Origin of the sequence: Rhodoplanes azumiensis (assembly GCF_042682915.1) — a bacterium.
Classification (GTDB): Bacteria; Pseudomonadota; Alphaproteobacteria; order Rhizobiales; family Xanthobacteraceae; genus Rhodoplanes; species Rhodoplanes azumiensis.
The window spans coordinates 104,197-122,857 of record NZ_JBHUIW010000015.1 but is presented as its reverse complement, the minus strand read 5'-3'; the positions used below and the strand labels follow the sequence as shown (position 1 = coordinate 122,857).

Sequence of the window (18,661 nt, the reverse complement as noted above, 5' to 3'; positions counted from 1 at the left end):
CTACGCTGCATGAATCCTTAGCATTTCGTCGGGCATGATCGGGTCCGTCCCGCACTTTCTTCGACCTCTCGCAGCGACCTGATCACGATCGCCTCATGTCACGACTCTGGACGTATCGCGCGTTGTCCGGCGCCGCCGCGCTGGTGCTGGGCTTGGTCGCGTGTGGCGTCGGAATCGGCTTGTGGCTCGATCGCGACCACGAGATCCGCGCCGGGCTGCGCAACGCGGAGAACATCGCCGTGCTGCTCGGCGGACAGATCAACGAATCGATCCGGACGGCCGACATCGCGCTGCGCGACCTGCAGAGTCGGCTCTCCGCGGCGTCGGACAAGGGCAACGGCGACACGCTGTGGCTCGACGATCCACCGGCCTTCCGGGGCCTCATGGTGGACCGGCTGCGACGCCTTCCGCAGGCCTTCGGGATCGGGCTGGTGGACGGCAGCGGGCGGATCGTCCTGTCGACCGCGCAGTGGCCGACCCCCGAGATCGACGTTTCGGATCGCGAGTATTTCCGCGAGCTGAAGGAGCACGACGACGATCGTCTGAGCACGCCGATACCGGTGCTCGCAAGGGTCGACGGGGGCAGGACCGTGATCCTGGCCCGCCGCATCAACGGGCCTGACCGCCGATTCCTCGGCGTCGTCCTGATCCGCATCGGGACCGAGTATTTCGAGTCCGTGTTCCGGCAAGTGAAACGGCTCGACCGGCAGATTCTGACCTTCGCGCGCGCGGACGGGCAGTTGTTCGCTCGCTATCCCGATTCGGTCGATCGCTTCGGCACTCCGATCCCGGTCGATTCACCGTGGCATGCCGCCTATGCGGGCGGTAACGGTGCCTACCGGTCGAGCGGGCTGTTCGACGGCGTGCCGCGCTGGATCGTCGTGCGCAAGCTCGACGACTTTCCGCTCGCCGTGAGCGTGTCGGTTCCCGAGGCCACGTTGCTCGGGGGCTGGTGGAGCCGCAGCCTCGCGGTCGCCGCCGTGGCGCTCGCGTTCCTCGTCGCCGCCGTCGTGCTCCTGTTCCTGATGGGACGGCAGTATCGCCGCATCAGCGCGTCCGAGGCGGCGTTGAGCGAACAGTCGAAGGCGCTCGCCCGCGAGCACGAGGCGCTGCTGGAGCACCAGGCCGCCCTGAAGGTCCAGAACCGACGCTTCGACGCCGCCCTCAACAACATGACGCAGGGGCTCGCGATGTTCGATCGCGCCGCCTGCATGGTCGTGTGCAACCGGCGCTATCGCGACATCTACGGCATCTCGCCGGTCGGCGCGGCGCCCGGGACGCCGCTCTTCGACGTGATCGCCGGAACCGAGGATCTGCGCGACAGGCCGGAACGTGCCCTCCGGGTGACGCAGGCGATCAGGGAGCGGATCGCCCGCGGCGTGGTGACGACCCACGAGTTCGTCCTCGGTAACGGCCGGACCGTCCAGATCGTCAACCAGCCCATGGAGGGCGGCGGCTGGCTGTCGACCCACGAGGACGTCACCGAGCGCCGGCTGACCGAGGAGAAGATCCGCCGTCTCGCCCACAACGATCTGCTCACCGGGGTCGCCAACCGGTCGCATTTCCTGGAGGAGATCGAGAACGCCCGCCAACGGCTCGTCGCCGAGCAGCGGCCGTTCTCGGTGCTGATGCTCGATCTCGACCGGTTCAAGCCGGTCAACGACACGCTCGGCCACGCCGCCGGCGACACGCTGCTCAAGGAAATCGCGCGGCGCCTGCAGAAGACGCTGCGCGCGGAGGATGTCCTCGCCCGTCTCGGCGGCGACGAGTTCGCCGTCCTCCAAGCGCCGCCGCGCGACTACGCGCCCGGAGGAGACTGGACCGAGGCCATGCACGAGAGCGCCGTCGTGCTCGCCACCCGGGTCGTCGACGTCGTCGACGAGCCCTTCGACATCGACGGCCACAAGGTGACGGTCGGCGCCAGCATCGGCATCGCCATGGCGCCCAAGGACGGGATCAGGGTCTCCGAGCTGATGAAGAAGGCCGATCTCGCGCTCTATGCCATCAAGGGCAACGGGCGTAACGGATTCGCCTTCTTCGATCCGTCGATGGCGGCCGAGGCGGACGAGCGGCACCGCCTGGAGGTCGACTTCCGGGCCGGGCTCGCGCGCGGCGAGTTCGAGCTCTACTACCAGCCGGTCGTCGAGGCCGGCACGCGGCGGCGCGTCGGCATGGAGGCGCTGGTCCGCTGGAATCATCCCGACCAGGGGCTGATCGCGCCGGACCGCTTCATCGCCATGGCGGAGGACACCGGGCTCGTCGGCACGCTCGGCGAGTGGATCCTGCAGACCGCCTGCGCCGAGGCGGCGACCTGGCCGGACGACGTCAAGATCGCCGTCAACATCTCGCCGGTGCAGTTCCGCAAGACCAATCTGCTCGACGTGATCATGTGCGCCCTGGTCGATTCCGGCCTGCCGCCGGAGCGGCTGGAGATCGAGATCACCGAGCGGGTGCTGCTGGAGTGGGAGGCCGAGCACGTCTCGATCCTGCATCAGCTCAAGAATCTCGGCGTCGCCGTGGCGCTCGACGATTTCGGCACCGGCTACTCGTCGCTCAGCTATCTGACGGCGTTTCCGTTCGACAAGCTCAAGATCGACCGTTGCTTCACCCGCGACCTGCTCGCCCGCGACGGCTGCGGCGCCATCGTCTGCGCCATCGTCAATCTCGGCCGCACCCTCGACATGGTCACGGTCGCCGAAGGGGTCGAGACCGAGGCCCAGCAGCGGATACTGGAAGCCGCCGGCGTCGGCCAGATGCAAGGCTATCTGTTCGGCCGGCCGACGCCCGCCGACGGCCTCGCGATCGGCGGGCCGGCGACGGCCGCCGCGGACGGCACGGTCTGACGCCATGGTCGAGCACCAAGGCATCATCGAGGAGCTCGAGGCGGCGCTCGCCAGCCGCACCATCGGCTATCGGGCCGAGGCATTGCGGCGCATCTCCGACCTCTTCCTGGGGCGCGCCGCCGAGTACGACGAGGACGAGGTCGCGCTGTTCGACGACGTGATGGTGCGGCTGATCGGGGAGATGGAGACGTCGGTGCGGGCCACGCTGGCACGCCGTCTCGCCGGTGTGCCGAACGCGCCGCGCGGCTTGATCCGGATGCTCGCCCGCGACGAGGCGATCGACGTCGCCGGACCGGTGCTGACCTCCTCGGAGCGGCTCGCGGAGGAGACCCTGGTCGAGACCGCCAGCACGGCGAGCCAAGCGCATCTGCTCGCCATCTCGAAGCGCGCCGTGGTCAGCGAGGCGGTGTCCGACGTGCTGGTGACGCGCGGCGACCGCGACGTCGCTTTGTCGACGATCGCCAACCGCGGCGCCCGCTTCTCCGACGCCGGCCACGGCGTCCTGGTCGAGCGGTCCAAGGACGACGATGCGCTCGCCGTCGGCGTGTTCGCGCGCCACGACATCCCGCGCCAGCATCTCCTGAAGCTCCTCGCGGTCGCCTCCGACAACGTCCGTCGCACCCTCGAGTCGGTCGAGGGGCAGTCCGGCAAGGTGGTCCGCGAGATGCTGTCCGAGGTGGCCGGCCTGGTGCAGGCCTCGGTGCGGCGGCTCTCGCCCGACTACTCGGAGGCACGCCTCCACGTCGCCGAGCTGCGCCGGCTCGGCGCGCTCGACGAGGCGAAGATCCGCGAATTCGCGGCGACCGGCCGCTTCGACGAGACGACCATCGCGCTCGCCGAGATGTCCGACCTGCCGATCGACGCCTGCGAGCGCGCCATGGTGCAGCCGCGGCCCGAGCTCGTGATCCTGCTCGCGAAGGCGATCGGCCTGTCGTGGAACACCACCAAGACGATCCTGCGCCTGCGCGACGGCGCCGCCCACGACAGGTCCGGCGAGGCGCTCACCGCCTTTACCAAGCTGCGGCCGGAGACCGCCCGCAAGGCGGTTCAATTCCTCCGTCTGCGGGGGCGCGCCGGACAGGCCAAGGCGGACACGGTGCCGCGGCGTCGGTTCGAGTCGGGATCCTGAGATGCAGATCGGACGACCCGCCATGGAACCTCCGTCCCGGCGAGGTTTCCTTAAGCCTCCTCGGTTATTCTGGACGGCGAGGAGCTGGGTCGGGATGCGTCGATTGATCGGATCGGGAGCGTTGGACGGACGTCGCCGCGAGTCGCTGCCGCCCGACATTCACGCGGAGCTCGTCGCCGGCCTCTTCAAGCCGTTGCCGTCGCTGGTCATCGGCTGGGGCTGCAGCATCGCGATCGTCATCCTGATCGCCCTGCGTGGCGAGAGCGTCTGGCTCGTCGGCCTCGCCGTCGGGCTCGTCGTCGCCGCGCTGGCGCGCCTGTGGCTCGTGATCGCCTATCGCCGGCGGCCGATCGGAGCGCACACCGATCGGGCCACGGTCCGGCGCTGGGAGCGATTGTGGACGGCCGGCGCCTGGGCCTTCGCCGCGGTGCTCGGGGCTTCGTGCCTCGCCGCCGTCCTGATCACGACCGACCCGGCCGTCCATCTGCTGATCGTCGGCTCGACCATCGGCTACACGGCGGGGGCGACCGCGCACAACGCCCCGCGTCCGCGGATCGCGATCGTCCAGGCCGCACTGACGCTGGGGCCGGTCGCGCTCGGGGCGCTTCTGCACGGCGGCACCGTCCACCACGTCTTCGCCGTCGTCACGCTGCTCTACCTCGCCGCCGCCGCCGACCTCGCCGTCACGCTCGGCCGCCGCAGCCTGCGCGATCGCCTCGCCCATCGCGAGAAGGCCGCGCTCGCCCGGTCGCTGGCCGAGCAGAACATGCGGTTCGAGGCGGCGCTGAGCAACATGTCGCACGGGCTGTGCATGTTCGATCGCCGCGGCCGGCTGGTGGTCAGCAACTCGCGTCTGTGCGAGATCTACGGATTGCCGGACGGGTCGTTCCGGCCCGGACTGTCGGTTCGTGACATGCTCCTGCGCAGCATCGCGGCGGGCAACCATCCCGAAGGTGACGCGGCCGAGATGGCAGCCTTCTTCGAGAGCCGGCTCGCCGGCGGCGTGCCGAGCAGCTCGACCATGACACTCGCCGACGGTCGGACCATCCAGCTGTCCCAGTGGCCGATCGCCGACGGCGGCGCCGTGGTGCTGTTCGAGGACGTCACCGAGCGCGAGCGCGCCGTCGCGCGCGCCGAGTGGCTCGCCACCCACGACGAGATGACGGGCCTGCCCAACCGCGCCCTGTTCGGTCGCACGCTCGACGACGCCATCGCGGTGGCCCGCACGGCGCGCCGGCGCTTCGCCGTGATGTTCGTCGATCTCGACCGCTTCAAGTACATCAACGACACGCTCGGCCACGCGGCCGGCGATCTTCTGTTGCAGGAGGTCGCGGCCCGGCTCGCCGGCTGCATCGGGCCGGAGGACGTGGTGTCGCGTCTCGGCGGAGACGAGTTCCTGCTGCTGGTCAACAGCGTCACCGAATCCGAGGCGGTGGAGGCGATCGCCCGCCGCATTCTCGCCGCCGTCGCCGAGCCGATCGTCGTACTCGGCCAGGAGTGCCGCGTGACGGCCAGCATCGGGGCGGCGTTCTATCCGACCGACGGCCACGACGGCGACACCCTGACCCGCAACGCCGACGCCGCCATGTATCTCGCCAAGGACGAGGGCCGCGGCTGCGTGCGGCTGTTCTCGCCCGTGATCGAGCGGCGCTCCTTCGAGCGGCTGGTGCTGGAGACCGGGCTGCGCGGCGCGCTCGAGCGCGACGAGCTCGTGCTGCACTATCAGCCCAAGCGCCGCATCGCGACCGGCGAGATTTCCGGCCTCGAGGCGCTGGTGCGCTGGAGCCATCCGGCGCTCGGCCTCGTCTCGCCGGCCCGCTTCGTGCCGCTCGCCGAGGAGACCGGGCTGATCGTGCCGATCGGCCGCTGGGTGCTGGCCACCGCCTGTGCCGAGGCGATGGCGTGGCAGCGCCGCGGATTCCCGCCGATGCCGGTCGCCGTCAACCTGTCGCCGCGCCAGTTCGCCGACGGCTCGCTGCTCGCCGACATCGAGGCGGCGCTCTCCGGTTCCGGGCTCGCCCCGGAGCTCCTCGAGCTCGAGATCACCGAGAGCATGGTGGTCGAGAATCTCGCCAGCACCCTGCCGCTCCTCACCGCGCTGCGCGAGCGCGGTGTCCGGCTCGCGATCGACGACTTCGGCACCGGCTACTCGTCGATGGCGCTGGTCCGCCAGCTGCCGGTCGACACGCTCAAGATCGACCGCTCCTTCATCCGCGACGTCTTGGCCAATCCGGAGGACACGGCGATCGCCGAGGCGATCCTGGCACTCGGCAAGGCGCTCGACCTCACCATCGTGGCGGAGGGCGTCGAGACCGAGGCGCAGGAGTCGTTTCTGCGCGATCACGGCTGCCACGAGATCCAGGGCTTCCTGTTCAGCCGCCCGTTGCCGGCCGAGGATGTCGCCGGCTTCGTGCGGAGCTACGAGCTGTCGCGGCTGAAGGCCGTGGCCGGGGCCGGTGCCGGGGGCGGTGCCGCGAAGGGATCGTCGCGGCGAAGCCGGGCCGACGGCAAGCAGCGCAGCGCCGGCTGAGAGCGGATCATTGCGAGGTCGGCGACCCGGCCGTGCTTTCGCCGTCGCTTTCCCAGACGAAATCCATGCCGTCTTCGCCGATCCGGAACCAGCGTTTTCGATGCGGCGTCTCGAGCCTGTGGAATCCGACGATCACCTCGCCCGTGGTGCGGCTCACCGCCACCACGGCGGCCTTGGCGGCGAGCAAGCCGCAGACCAGCCCGGCGGCGCGGTGATCGTATCCCGATGTGCTGAGCGCGCGGTTCAACGTCGACAGAGCTTCCGCCTCGTCGCAAATGATCGAGGCGTGTCGAAGCTCCGGCGGGAGCGACTCCGGTGGGTGCGGCATCGCGAAGTCTCCGGTCGGCCACCCGTAAACACGGTCTGCGAAGGCTGCCGGGCCGGGTGCGGTGATCGCGGCCAGGACTTCGATGCGTCGGTTCGATGCTTCGACGGGGATTCGACTTCGCGTGCGAAGCAGCGAACACCGGACGAAGCGCGAGAAACTGATCTCGATCAAAAACAGCGCAAAACAGCGATCCTGTCGCCCGCCCGCGACAGGCATGTCCACGCGATGCCGCATCGAAGTACCAGTGCCGTATCGCGATCGCCTCCGCGATCGCCTCCGTGGTCGTCGCCGTGATCGCGCTCTCAGCCGCCGTCCGCCGGATCCCGGTCGGCGCGCGCGACGAGTGCGAGCACCCGATCCACCGATGCGCCGGCCGCGCCCGTGTAGTTCGCCGGATCGCACAGCCGGTCGATGGCGTCGGGATCGAGGTGCTGCGCCACCGTCGCGTTCTCCTTCAGGAGCGCGGCGAGCGGGCGGCGGCTGGCGAGCGCCGCGCGTGACAGATCGGCGACGAGATGATGGGCGTTGCCGCGCCCGAGCGCCGCTGCGAGTCCCATCTGCACGGCCTCGGCGGTGACGAGCCCGTTGGTGATCGCGAGGTTGGCCCGCATGCGCTCGGCGTCGACCGTGAGGCCGCTCACCACGCCGCGGGTGTGGGCCAGGATGCCGGCGGCGAGGCAGAAGATCTCGGGCACCACGATCCACTCGGTCTGCCAGGCGCCGCTCGCCCGCTCGTGGTCCTCGACCATCGCCTCGTAGAGGGTGGCGGCGAGCTGGCGCACCACCGGCACGGCCGCCTGGATCATCACGGAGGACACCGGGTTGCGCTTCTGCGGCATGGTCGAGGACGAGCCGCGGCCGGGCGCGGCGGCCTCCGCCGCCTCGGCGACCTCGGTCTGCATCAGCAGCGTCACGTCGCGGGCGAGCTTGCCGCAGGTGCCGGTGACGAGCGCCAGGAACCCGCCGGCCTCGGCGATGCGGTCGCGCGCCGTGTGCCAGGCGATCTCGGGCGCGGCGAGCCCGAGCTCGCCCATCAGGGCGGCGTGCACGGCCGGCCCCGCGTCGCCGAGCGAGGCGAGGGTGCCGACGGCGCCGCCGAACTGGCCGACCAGGAGCCGCGGCAGGAGCTGCGACAGGCGCTCGCGATCGCGCGTCACGGCGGCGAGCACGCCCGCCATCTTGAAGCCGAACGTCGTCGGGATGGCGTGCTGGAGCTGGCTGCGCGCCGCCATCACGGTGTCGCGATGGACGCCGGCCAGCTCGGCCAGGGCCTCGGCGATGGCGGCGAGGTCGGCGTCGATCAGTGCGAAGGCCTCGCGCATCTGAAGCACGGTCGCCGTGTCCATGATGTCCTGGGTGGTGGCGCCGTAGTGGCACCACTGGCCGAGGCCGTCGCGGCAGAGCGCGGTGAGCTGGGCGACCACCGGCTGGACCGGGGCGCCGATCCGCTCGGTGTCGCGCTTCAGCTTCTCCAGGTCGAGCTCGTCGAGGGCGCAATGGCGCTCGATCTCCGCGGCCGCCGCGGCCGGGATGACGCCGAGCCGCGCCTCGACGCGGGCGAGCGCCGCCTCGATGGCCAGATAGAGGGTCAGCCGGTGCTCGTCGGAGAAGATCCGGCGCATCGCCGGGGTCGCGAAGACGTCGCGCAGGACCATCGAGTCGAGGGCGGTGGCGGGCATCGGGATCCTTCCGGCGGAGCAGGGCGGGCGATCGACGGCGGGCGACTCGCGCGGGCATTCGGGTGGACGGTCGGCGGGCGGTCGCGGGTCCACGGTCGCGCCATGCCGGATAGGCTAGGCTAACAAGAGGTGTAGAGTCGCTCCATGCTCGACGTGTCCGACCTCCGCAGCAAGCCCGCGCCGCTGCCCGCCGTCCCCGATCTGCGGGCCGGGCCGGCGCAGCGTCCGGCGCCGCCGCCCGGCGGCGTCGTCGACGTGGCGCTGCCGGTCGGCGACAACATCGTGCCGCTCCGCCGCCCGTCGCCGGCCGCCGCCGAGCGGGCGGCGTCCCTCGGCCCGATCGACGCCACCCGCCGCCCGGCGCCGCTCGCCGCGGAGCGCCGCCGCGCTCCGATCGTCGCGGCGGCACTGGTCGTCTCGCTCGCCGCCCATACGGGCCTCTATGCGTGGCTCGACCAGCCGGTCGAGCCGCTCGCCAGCATCGGGCTCGAATCGATGTCGGTCGAGCTGGTGCTCGGCGACGATCGCCCCGCCGGGCGGGCCGTCGCGCCGAGTCTCGACGAGGCGGAGCCGTCCGAGGCCGCGACGCCGGCCGGCCCCCCGGACGCGCCCGACAGCGCGGTCGCGGAGCTCTCCGTTCCGGACGTCCCCGTGCCGGACGTCTCCGTTCCGGACGTCTCCGTGCCGGACGCCGAGGCGCCCGCGAAGATCGCGCGTGCGCCGGGGACGGCTCCGCCGGAGGTCGTCCCGTCGTCGGCCGAGCCCGCGACGGCACGGGACGTGCCGGGGCCGGCCGAACCGATCCTCGCTACCGTCGCGCCGGCGGTCGAGACCGTCGCCGCGCCGCAGCCGTCGGCCGTGCCGGACCGTCGCCGGCCGGATCCACCACCGTCGAAGCCGGCCGTCGCGCCGGCCGAACGGCCGCGCAAGCCGGTCGCCCGGCCGGCGACGCCGCGCGGGCGGGACGGCCGGGAGACCCGGGTGGCGGTCGCCGCACCGTCGGCCGGGTCGAGCGGCATCGGCGTCGGCCGCTCCGATGCGCAGTCGAACTATCCTGGCCTCGTGCTCGCGCATCTCGCCCGCTTCAAGCAGTATCCGGCCGAGGCGCGGGCGCAGGCGCGCGGCGGCGTCGCCCGGGTGCGCTTCACGCTCGACGGCGCCGGCCGGGCGACCGGCGTGGCCCTCGTCCAGGGCAGTGGTCACGCCGATCTCGATCAGGAGAGCGTCGCGGTGGTGCGGCGCGCCTCGCCGTTCCCGCCGCCGCCCGGGGGCCGGCCGCAGGCGTTCACGCTGCCGGTCCGCTTCGGCCTGCGTTGATCCGACGGTCCGTTCAGAACGGCGCTCCGGTGGAGCCCGCCCCTCCGGAAAAAATCCACCCGACGAAGAGGAGCCCGCATGGTCTCGATCGTTCCGGTGGCGAGCTGGCTCGCCGCGCTCGTCGTCGCCGCCGCGATGCTGCTGCGCCGCTCGCGGCCGCTCCACGCCGCCGATGTCGCCGACGCGCTGCTGCGCTGGATCCTGGTGTTCCCGGTCGGCCTCATGGGGTTGTGGGCGGCGCTCGGCCACATCGCCTTTCCGGTCCAGGCGGCGGCGTCGATCGGCTGGGCGCCGAGCCCGTTCCAGTACGAGGTCGGCGCCGCCAATCTCGGCCTCGGGCTCGCCGGGCTCTACGCGGCGTTTCGAGGATACGAGGCGCGGCTCGCCGTCGCCCTGATGGTGACGGCGTTCCTGGGCGGGGCGGCGGTCGGCCATGTCCGCGACATCGTCTCGGCCGGCAACTTGGCGCCGGGCAATGCCGGGCCGATCCTCGTCACCGACATCGCCACCCCGGCGGCCCTGCTGCTGCTCCTCGCCGTGGCCCGGCGCCGTGCGTGAAAACCCTTGCTGCGACAGCGGTTACGTATTCGACCGGAGCGCCGCGGCGGAGCCGGCGCCGCGTCCGCTTCAAGACAACCGTCAGACGAACTTGCGACGCGTTTGCAGGATTCGACCGGACGCGGCGATCCCAGCCGGTCGGCACCAGTTTTCGCTTGGCGTTTTCCTGACAATCTCATGTCGAATTCCGGTGCGTGGCACCGGTTAGACGCGTAGATTGGAGTCCTTCTCGGCAGAAGAATTGAGTAGGGGCGGCTCGAAATTAGCTCCGTAGACTGGAATATTTCTCGAGAACACATCAATTAGAACGATTTAAAAGAGCTTTTTTCTTTTGCAATCAAGTCGGGGTTGCCCTATTTCAGAGACCGAGCCCGCGTTCGCTGAACCATCCGTACCGGAAGCCGCGTCCGCCATGATCGTCTGCTCCTGTAATGTCCTGTCGGACCACCAGATCCGCGACGTGGTCGCGGAGCGCGGCACGCGGCTCACCAGCCAGGTCTATGGCTGCCTCGGCTGCAGCGCCCAGTGCGGCCGCTGTGCCCGCACGATCCGCAAGATCATGGACCAGGCGCTGCTCGCCTGCGGCAATCAGTGCGCCTGCTGCCCGGCCCACGAGGCCCATGCCCACCTCCCGGGTGAGGACGCCCATCCGCATGGCGAGGACGGGCACGATCGCGGGCATCACCCCCACGCCCATCCGCACGCCCATCCACACGCGCATCACCACGATCACGCCCATCCGCACCTGCATGCGCATGCTCCGGTCGCGGCGGCGCACGAGCACGACCACCCGGTCCGGCGTGCCGAGTCGGCCGCGCCGCCCGCCACGGCCGATCGCCTCTCGGTGCGTTCGGGCCACGCACAGCTCGTCCATCCGAACCCGGTGCACGGGGCGGCCGACTGACGGCGCGTCGGCATTTTCGGGCGACCAGCTCCCGGTCTTAAGATGGTGATTTGCAAGCCGTTCGCGCCCTTGCTTTGAGGGCCGGGTTCCCCCAGTTTAGAATTGCGCAAAGGAGCGCGACGCGCGGCATGGCGCCGGAGCGCCAGGCAGAATCCCGGCCGCCAGGAACGGAGCACGCAGGATGAAGGGCGACGCCAAAGTCATCGAATACCTGAACAAGGGATTGCGCAGCGAGCTGACGGCGATCAATCAGTATTGGCTCCACTATCGGATGCTCGACAACTGGGGCTTCAAGGATCTCGCCAAGAAGTGGCGCAAGGAAGCGATCGAGGAGATGGAGCACGCCGACAAGTTCGTCGACCGGATCCTCTTCCTCGAAGGCTTCCCGAACCTGCAGGTGCTCGACCCGCTGCAGATCGGCCAGTCCGTCAAGGAGGTTCTGGAAGCCGACCTCTCGGCCGAGCAGGGCGCCCGCGCGCTGTACCAGGAGGCCGCCGCCTACTGCAACTCGGTCAAGGACTTCCCGTCGCGCGACCTGTTCGAGGAGCTGATGGCCGACGAGGAAGGCCACATCGACTTCCTGGAGACCCAGCTCGACCTCGTCGCCAAGATCGGCGTCGAGCTCTACTCGCAGCACCACATCGGCGAGCTCGACGAGGACTGAGCCGCCGCCGTCGACCCGCGTCGTCTCTCGATCCGAGGCGCTCGCGCGACCGACCCGCCGTCTCGCGATATGGCCGGGCCTCGCTCGGCCATATTGCGTTTCGAGGGCCCGCTCGATGGCGTGGTCGGCGGTGTGAACACACCGGACACAATCCTCGCGTCGCGCGGGCGACCGAGCGGTTCTGCGTGTCGCCCGGTCGCAACGCAGGGCGGTCGATTCGTCGCCCGTCCGAAGGATGGCCCCGGGCCTGTCGTAATTGTAATGACGATCTTACGGACCGTCGGCTCTAGAATTGCCCGAAACGCAGCCGACCAAGACGGCAGACGGGCGGCAGCTCACCGGGCGCCGGTGGCGATCGCACGACCGGCGCACCCACCGAGACGATGAGTAGCATGGACCACGGCGCAGTGATCGACACCGGACGGCCCGGCTCCGGACGGGCCGGGCGTGTCGGCGCGCTCGCGCGTGCCCTCGCCGGCGTGCTCGTCACGGCGCCGCTGCTCGCCGGCTGCTTCGTCGACACCGAGAAGCCCGAGCTCGCCCTCGACATCCCGAACCAGTACAAGGAAGGCCGTGGCGCCGCCGAGACCGGCCCGGCGCTCGACTGGTGGCGCGGCTTCAAGTCGGGCGAGCTGACCGTGCTGATGGAGGAGGCGCAGACCTCCAATCTCGACATCGCCGCCGCGGTCGCTCGCATCATGCAGGCCGACGCGCAGGCGCGAGTCAGCGGCTCGGCGCTGCTGCCGAGCCTCACCGGCAACGGCCAGGCGACCCGCACCCGCACCTCGGCCGCCTCGTCGTCGGCCGGCATCGCCAGCGAGCGCTCCTCCTACTCGACCTATCTGACGGCGAGCTACGAGCTCGACTTCTGGGGCAAGAACCGCGCGACCCTTCTGGCCGCCCAGGAGAACGCGGTGGCGACGCGGTTCGACCGCGACACCGTCGCGCTCACCGCGATGGCGAATGTCGCGACCAACTACTTCCAGCTCCTCGCCGCCCAGGACCGGCTGCGCATCGCCAAGAACAACCTCGCCGCGGCGACCCGCATCCTCGGCCTGATCAAGGAGCGCTTCGCCGCCGGCACGGCCAACAGCCTCGACGTCTCGCAGCAGGAATCGCTCGTCGCGACGGTTCGCGCGAACCTGCCGGCCTACGAGATCACCATCCGGCAGAGCGCCGCGACGCTCGCCGTGCTGGTCGGGCGCACGCCGGAGCACTTCGCCGTCAAGGGCGGCTCGCTCGACACGGTCGCGGTGCCGCGCATCCCGCCCGGCCTGCCGTCCGATCTGATCAACCAGCGGCCCGACATCCGCGCCGCCGAGGCGAGTCTCGTCTCCGCCAACCATTCGGTCGAGGCGGCGCGTGCCAGCTTCTTCCCGTCGATCGGCCTCACGGCGCAGAACGGCGTGCAGAGCGCCGCGCTCGCGAGCCTGTTCGGGCCGGGCGCCTGGTTCTACACCGCGACCGCCTCGATCACCCAGCCGATCTTCGACGGCGGCAACCTGCAGGGTCAGCTCGAGCAGACCCAGGGGCGCCAGCTCGAGCTCTTGCAGACCTACCGGCAGTCGGTGATCAACGGCTTCGCCGACGTCGAGCGCGCCTTGATCTCGCTGCGTCAGCAGACCGAGCGTGAGCGCCTGCAGGCGCAGGCCGTGCGGGCCGCGCGCGAGGCGTTCGACATTTCCGAATCGCGGCTGCGCGAGGGCATCGTCGACTACGTCACGGTGCTCAACACGCAGCAGACCCTGTTCACGGCCCAGGACACGCTCGTCCAGGTGCGCCTGGCCCGGATGCTGGCCGCCGTGAGCCTGTACCAAGCGCTGGGCGGCGGCTGGCCGCCGCGCATCGGAGGCAACCGCGCGTGAAGAGCGCAACCGACGAGAGGACCGACGGCGCGGCATCGTCACCGCCGCCGCCGCGACCGCGCCGACGCGGCCGCACGGTCCTCGGCTATCTGATCACCCTCGCCGTGATGGCGGGCGTCACCTGGCTGATCGTGACGCAGTCCGGCTTCAAGCCGGGCGGCGGCGAGGGCGCACCGCCCGGTCCGCCCGGCATGATGCGGGGCGGGGCCGGCGGCCCGGGCGGCCGCATGGGCCGCGACATGGCCGTGCCGGTGCTCGCCGCCACGGCGAAGACCGCCGACGTGCCGGTCTATTTCGACGGGGTCGGGACCACGCGCGCCCTCAACATCGTCACGGTGCGCAGCCAGGTCGACGGCAAGCTCCTGAAGCTCAACTTCAAGGAGGGCCAGGACGTCGCGCGTGGCTTCGTGCTCGCCGAGATCGACCCTACCATCTACCAGGCCCAGTACGACCAGGCGGTCGCCAAGAAGGCGCAGGACGAGGCACAGCTCGCCAATGCGAGGCTCGATCTGGAACGCTACGTGCGGCTCGCCCAGTCGAACGCCGCGACCAAGCAGCAGGCCGACACCCAGCGCGCCACGGTCGCCCAGCTCGAGGCGCAGGTGAACGCCGACCAGGCCGCGATCGACAACGCGAAGGCCTATCTCGACTACACCAAGGTGGTGGCGCCGATCGCCGGGCGCACCGGCATAAGGCTCGTCGACGTCGGCAATCTGGTGAAGGCGACCGATACCACCGGCATCGTCGTGATCACCCAGGTGCGGCCGATCTCGGTGATCTTCACGCTGCCCCAGCAGCAGCTCGCCGCCGTCAACAAGGCGTTCGCCGGCGGACGGCTGGAGACGCTGGCGCTCGGCACCGACAACCGCACCGTGCTCGATCGCGGCTTTCTCCAGGTGATCGACAATCAGGTCGATTCCACCACCGGCACCGTCAAGCTGCGCGCCGAGTTCCCGAATGCCGACCTGCAGCTCTGGCCGGGCCAGTTCGTCAACATCAAGCTTCTGGTCGACACCCTGAAGCAGGTCGTGACGGTGCCGACCGCGGCGGTCCAGCGCGGCCCGAACGGCACCTTCGCCTACGTGGTGAAGCCCGGCGACACGGTCACCGTGACGCCCGTCACGGTGACTCAGCAGGACGACACGACCGCGGTGATCGCGAGCGGCGTCGCGGCCGGCGATCGCGTCGTGACGACCGGCTTCGCCCAGCTCGCCGACGGCAAGCGCGTCACCGTGACGTCGGCCGAGGGCGGCGCGGCGCCGGCCGCGAGCCAGCCGGGCACCGGTGCTCCGGCGGGCGGTCCTCCGGCCGGACGTCGCCGTCCCGAGGGCGGTGCCCCGCAGGCGGGCGGGCCCGGCGCGGGCCAGGGTCGGGGTCAGGGTCAGGGTCAGGGTCAGGGCGCCGGCGTCGGTCCGGCCCGAGATTCACGCGACGAGGGCGGGCGCGCCGGCGAGGAGCGGCCGCGGCGGACCGAGGGAGCCGGCGGGAGCACGGTGCGATGAGCGTCTCCGCGCCGTTCATCCGGCGGCCGATCGCCACCTCGCTGCTCGGCTTCGCCGTGATGCTCGGCGGTTTCCTCGGCTACTGGCTGTTGCCGGTGGCCTCGCTGCCGCAGGTCGACTTCCCCACCGTGCAGGTGACGACCCGGCTGCCCGGCGCCTCCGCCGACACCATGGCGGCACTGGTGACGGCGCCGCTCGAACGCCAGTTCGGTCAGATCCCGGCGCTCGACCAGATGGTGTCGTCGAGCTCCTACGGGGTCAGCCAGATCACGCTGCAGTTCGACCTCAACCGCGACATCGACGCCGCCGCCCAGGACGTCCAGGCGGCCATCAACGCGGCCGGCTCGACGCTGCCGCGCAACCTGCCTTACCCGCCGGCCTACTCGAAGGTGAACCCGGCCGACGCGCCGATCGTGACGATCGCGCTCACCTCGCCGACCATCCCGCTGCGGCAGATGAGCGACCTCGCCGACACCATGATCGCCCAGCGCCTCTCCGAGGTGAGCGGCGTCGGCCGCGTCTCGGTGCAGGGCAATCTCAAGCCCGCGGTGCGCATCCAGGCCGATCTCGCCCGGCTCGCCGCCTACGGCATCGCGCTCGAGGATCTGCGGGCGACCATCATCAACGCCAACGTGGCGGGGCCGAAGGGCTCGCTCGACGGCGCGCACCAGTCCTACACGATCGCGGCCAACGACCAGCTCGAGGCCGCCGAGGCCTACCGGGCCCAGATCATCGCCTGGCGCAACGGCGCACCGGTGCTGCTGCGCGACGTCGCCGACGTCGTCGACGGGCTGGAGAACAGCAAGGTCGCCGGCTGGTACGACGGCAAGCCCGCGGTCGTCATCGACATCCAGCGCCAGCCCGGCGCCAATGTGATCGAGACGGTCCGCCGCATCATGGCCGAGCTGCCGCGGCTGCGCAGCGCCATGCCGGTCGGCGTCGACCTTCAGGTGGTGTCGGACCGCACCGACACGATCCGCGCCTCGGTGCGCGACGTGCAGTTCACCCTGGTGCTCGCCATCGGCCTCGTCGTGCTGGTGGTGCTGTTGTTCCTGCGCAGCGTGCGGGCGACCGTGATCGCCGGCGTCGCGCTGCCCCTGTCGCTGGTCGCCACCTTCGGGGTGATGTGGTTCTGCGGCTTCAGCCTCAACAATCTCTCGCTGATGGCGCTGACCATCGGCACCGGCTTCGTCATCGACGACGTCATCGTGATGATCGAGAACATCGTCCGCCACGTCGAGGACGGCGAGGATCCGTTGCAGGCGGCGCTCGACGGCGCGCGCGAGATCGGCTTCACCGTGATCTCGCTGACCGTGTCGCTGATCGCCGTGTTCATCCCGCTGTTGTTCATGACCGGGATCGTCGGGCGCATGTTTCGCGAATTCGCCCTCACCCTCACGATCGCGGTCGTCGTCTCGGCCGTGGTGTCGCTGACCTTGACCCCGATGATGTGCGCGCGGCTCCTGCGCCGCGCCGACACCGGCACGGGCGGCGGCGCCGTCGGGCGCGCCTTCAACCGGCTCGTCGAGGCGAGCATCGAGGGCTACCGCAAGAGCCTCGACTGGGTGCTGGAGCGTCAGGTGGCGACACTCGTCGTCACGGCCGTCACGCTCGCCGCCACGGTGTGGCTCTACATCGTGATCCCCAAGGGCTTCCTGCCGCTGCAGGACACCAGCATGATCACGGCCGTCGTCGAGGCCGGACCCGAGGTGTCGTTTTCCGAGATGCAGCGCCTGCAGGACCAGGTGGTGACGGCGATCCGCCGCGACGGCGACGTCACCGGCGTCGTCTCGGTGGTCGGCGTCTCGACCATGAACCCGACCCCGAACGCCGGCCGCATCGCCGTGATGCTGAAGCCGCGCGGCGAGCGGAGCGATTTCGTCGACGCGATCGTCGATCGGCTGAAGCGCGAGGTCGCGCCGATCCCCGGCGTGGTCGTCTACTTCCAGCCCGTGCAGGACATCCAGATCGGCACGCGGGCGAGCCGCGCCCAGTATCAGTACACGCTGACCGGCGTCGACTCGGCCGACGTGTCGGGCTGGGCCGACAAGCTGGTCGCGCGGCTCCGCGAGGACCACCGCGTGCAGGACGTCGCCTCCGAGGCGCAGGACGGCGGCCTCAGGCTGTTCGTGCGCATCGACCGCGAGGCGGCCGGCCGGCTCGGCGTGCCGATGCAGTCGATCAACGACACGCTCTACGACGCGTTCGGCCAGCGCCAGATCTCGACCATCTACGGCCAGGCGAACCAGTACCGGGTGATCCTCGAGGCCAAGCCCGAGTACCAGACCGACCCCTCGACGCTCTCCAAGCTGTTCCTGCCGGTCGGCTCGACCGCCGCGACCACGTCGGTCACGAGCTCGACCTCGGCGACCTCGACGGCGCCGTCGATCTCGACCAACCTGGTGCCGCTCTCCGCGGTCGCGACGCTGGAGCGCACCACGGCGCCGCTCGCCATCATGCACGAGGCGCAGTTCCCGGCGGCCACCATCAGCTTCAACCTCGCCGCCGGCGCCTCGCTGTCGGACGCCGTCGCGGCCGTCACGGCGGCCGAGCGGGCGATCGGCATGCCGGCCTCGATCACGGGCGGCTATTCGGGCGACGCGGCGGAGTTCTCAAAGTCGCTCGCCGGCGAGCCGTGGCTGATCCTCGCTGCCGTGGTCGCGATCTACATCGTGCTGGGCGTGCTCTACGAGAGCTACATCCACCCGCTGACCATCCTCTCGACGTTGCCCTCCGCCGGCGTCGGCGCGCTGCTCGCCCTGATGCTGTTCGGACAGGATCTCTCGGTCATCGCACTGATCGGCATCATCCTGCTGATGGGCATCGTCAAGAAGAACGCCATCATGATGATTGATTTCGCGCTCGACGCCGAGCGCGGCGAGGGCTTGTCGCCACGCGACGCGATCGTCAAGGCGTGCCTGCTGCGCTTCCGCCCGATCATGATGACGACGCTCGCGGCGCTGTTCGGCGCGCTGCCGCTGGCGGTGGAGAGCGGCACCGGCTCGGAGCTGCGCTTCCCGCTCGGCATCACCATCATCGGCGGCCTGCTGCTGAGCCAGATCCTCACGCTCTACACGACGCCCGTGATCTACCTGTGGATGGAACGCCTGCGCGCCCGCATCGCCGGTCCGGCGGCGGTTCGTCCGGCGGAGTAGGGGCGATGGCGAGGCGGCACGTCGGCGCGGCCCTTGGTTCACCTCTCCCCGGCGGGGAGAGGTCGGATCTCGCGCGACCGCGCGAGATCCGGGTGAGGGGGTGCCGAGACCTCCATCGGCTCCGTAAACCCTCACCCCGGTCGTCCGCTGCGCGGACGCCCGACCCTCTCCCTCAGGGAGAGGGTAA

12 protein-coding genes are annotated in these 18,661 nt (G+C 70.7%); 10 read left to right on the top strand and 2 right to left on the bottom strand.

The annotated features are described in order from the left end of the window. Positions 1 to 95: 95 nt before the first annotated feature. The 3 genes from ACFSOX_RS13935 to ACFSOX_RS13925 all read left to right on the top strand — a co-directional run bounded on the left by ACFSOX_RS13935 (position 96) and on the right by ACFSOX_RS13925 (position 6,502). Entirely contained in the window at positions 96 to 2,843 is a 2,748-nt protein-coding gene (locus ACFSOX_RS13935; RefSeq protein WP_378478416.1) for a bifunctional diguanylate cyclase/phosphodiesterase, read from the top strand. Positions 2,844 to 2,847: 4 nt separating this feature from the next. Beyond that, positions 2,848 to 3,972, top strand: a complete 1,125-nt coding sequence (locus tag ACFSOX_RS13930) for a DUF2336 domain-containing protein (RefSeq protein WP_378478415.1) — start codon at positions 2,848 to 2,850, stop codon at positions 3,970 to 3,972. 121 nt (positions 3,973 to 4,093) lie between these two features. After that, entirely contained in the window at positions 4,094 to 6,502 is a 2,409-nt protein-coding gene (locus ACFSOX_RS13925; RefSeq protein WP_378478414.1) for a putative bifunctional diguanylate cyclase/phosphodiesterase, read from the top strand. A 7-nt stretch (positions 6,503 to 6,509) separates the two neighbouring features. Here the strand turns inward: ACFSOX_RS13925 and ACFSOX_RS13920 are convergent, their stop codons facing one another. Continuing rightward, positions 6,510 to 7,052: a hypothetical protein gene (locus tag ACFSOX_RS13920; protein WP_378478413.1), complete on the bottom strand. Its 543-nt coding sequence runs from the start codon at positions 7,050 to 7,052 to the stop codon at positions 6,510 to 6,512. 80 nt (positions 7,053 to 7,132) lie between these two features. After that, a complete protein-coding gene (pcaB, locus tag ACFSOX_RS13915; RefSeq protein ID WP_378478412.1) occupies positions 7,133 to 8,509 on the bottom strand; it encodes a 3-carboxy-cis,cis-muconate cycloisomerase in 1,377 nt (458 codons plus the stop codon). A 144-nt stretch (positions 8,510 to 8,653) separates the two neighbouring features. On the opposite strand from pcaB, the gene ACFSOX_RS13910 reads away from it, so the two are divergent. The 7 genes from ACFSOX_RS13910 (at position 8,654) to ACFSOX_RS13880 (ending at position 18,474) form a co-directional block, all read left to right on the top strand. After that, the gene (locus ACFSOX_RS13910; protein WP_378478411.1) at positions 8,654 to 9,826 is read left to right on the top strand and encodes an energy transducer TonB; all 1,173 of its coding nucleotides are present in this window, start codon (positions 8,654 to 8,656) and stop codon (positions 9,824 to 9,826) included. A 78-nt stretch (positions 9,827 to 9,904) separates the two neighbouring features. After that, positions 9,905 to 10,384, top strand: a complete 480-nt coding sequence (locus tag ACFSOX_RS13905) for a DUF6790 family protein (RefSeq protein WP_378478410.1) — start codon at positions 9,905 to 9,907, stop codon at positions 10,382 to 10,384. A gap of 412 nt (positions 10,385 to 10,796) precedes the next feature. Further along, positions 10,797 to 11,288 carry a (2Fe-2S)-binding protein gene (locus tag ACFSOX_RS13900; RefSeq protein WP_378478409.1) on the top strand — a complete coding sequence of 164 codons (492 nt, stop codon included), beginning with the start codon at positions 10,797 to 10,799 and terminating at the stop codon, positions 11,286 to 11,288. 181 nt (positions 11,289 to 11,469) lie between these two features. Beyond that, a complete protein-coding gene (bfr, locus tag ACFSOX_RS13895; protein ID WP_378478408.1) occupies positions 11,470 to 11,952 on the top strand; it encodes a bacterioferritin in 483 nt (160 codons plus the stop codon). A gap of 392 nt (positions 11,953 to 12,344) precedes the next feature. Further along, entirely contained in the window at positions 12,345 to 13,817 is a 1,473-nt protein-coding gene (locus tag ACFSOX_RS13890; RefSeq protein ID WP_378478407.1) for an efflux transporter outer membrane subunit, read from the top strand. Between the two features lie 107 nt (positions 13,818 to 13,924). Then, entirely contained in the window at positions 13,925 to 15,319 is a 1,395-nt protein-coding gene (locus ACFSOX_RS13885) for an efflux RND transporter periplasmic adaptor subunit (RefSeq protein ID WP_378478438.1), read from the top strand. Next, a complete protein-coding gene (locus ACFSOX_RS13880; protein WP_378478406.1) occupies positions 15,316 to 18,474 on the top strand; it encodes an efflux RND transporter permease subunit in 3,159 nt (1,052 codons plus the stop codon). The genes ACFSOX_RS13885 and ACFSOX_RS13880 overlap by 4 nt, the downstream gene beginning before the upstream one ends. Positions 18,475 to 18,661 lie beyond the last annotated feature (187 nt).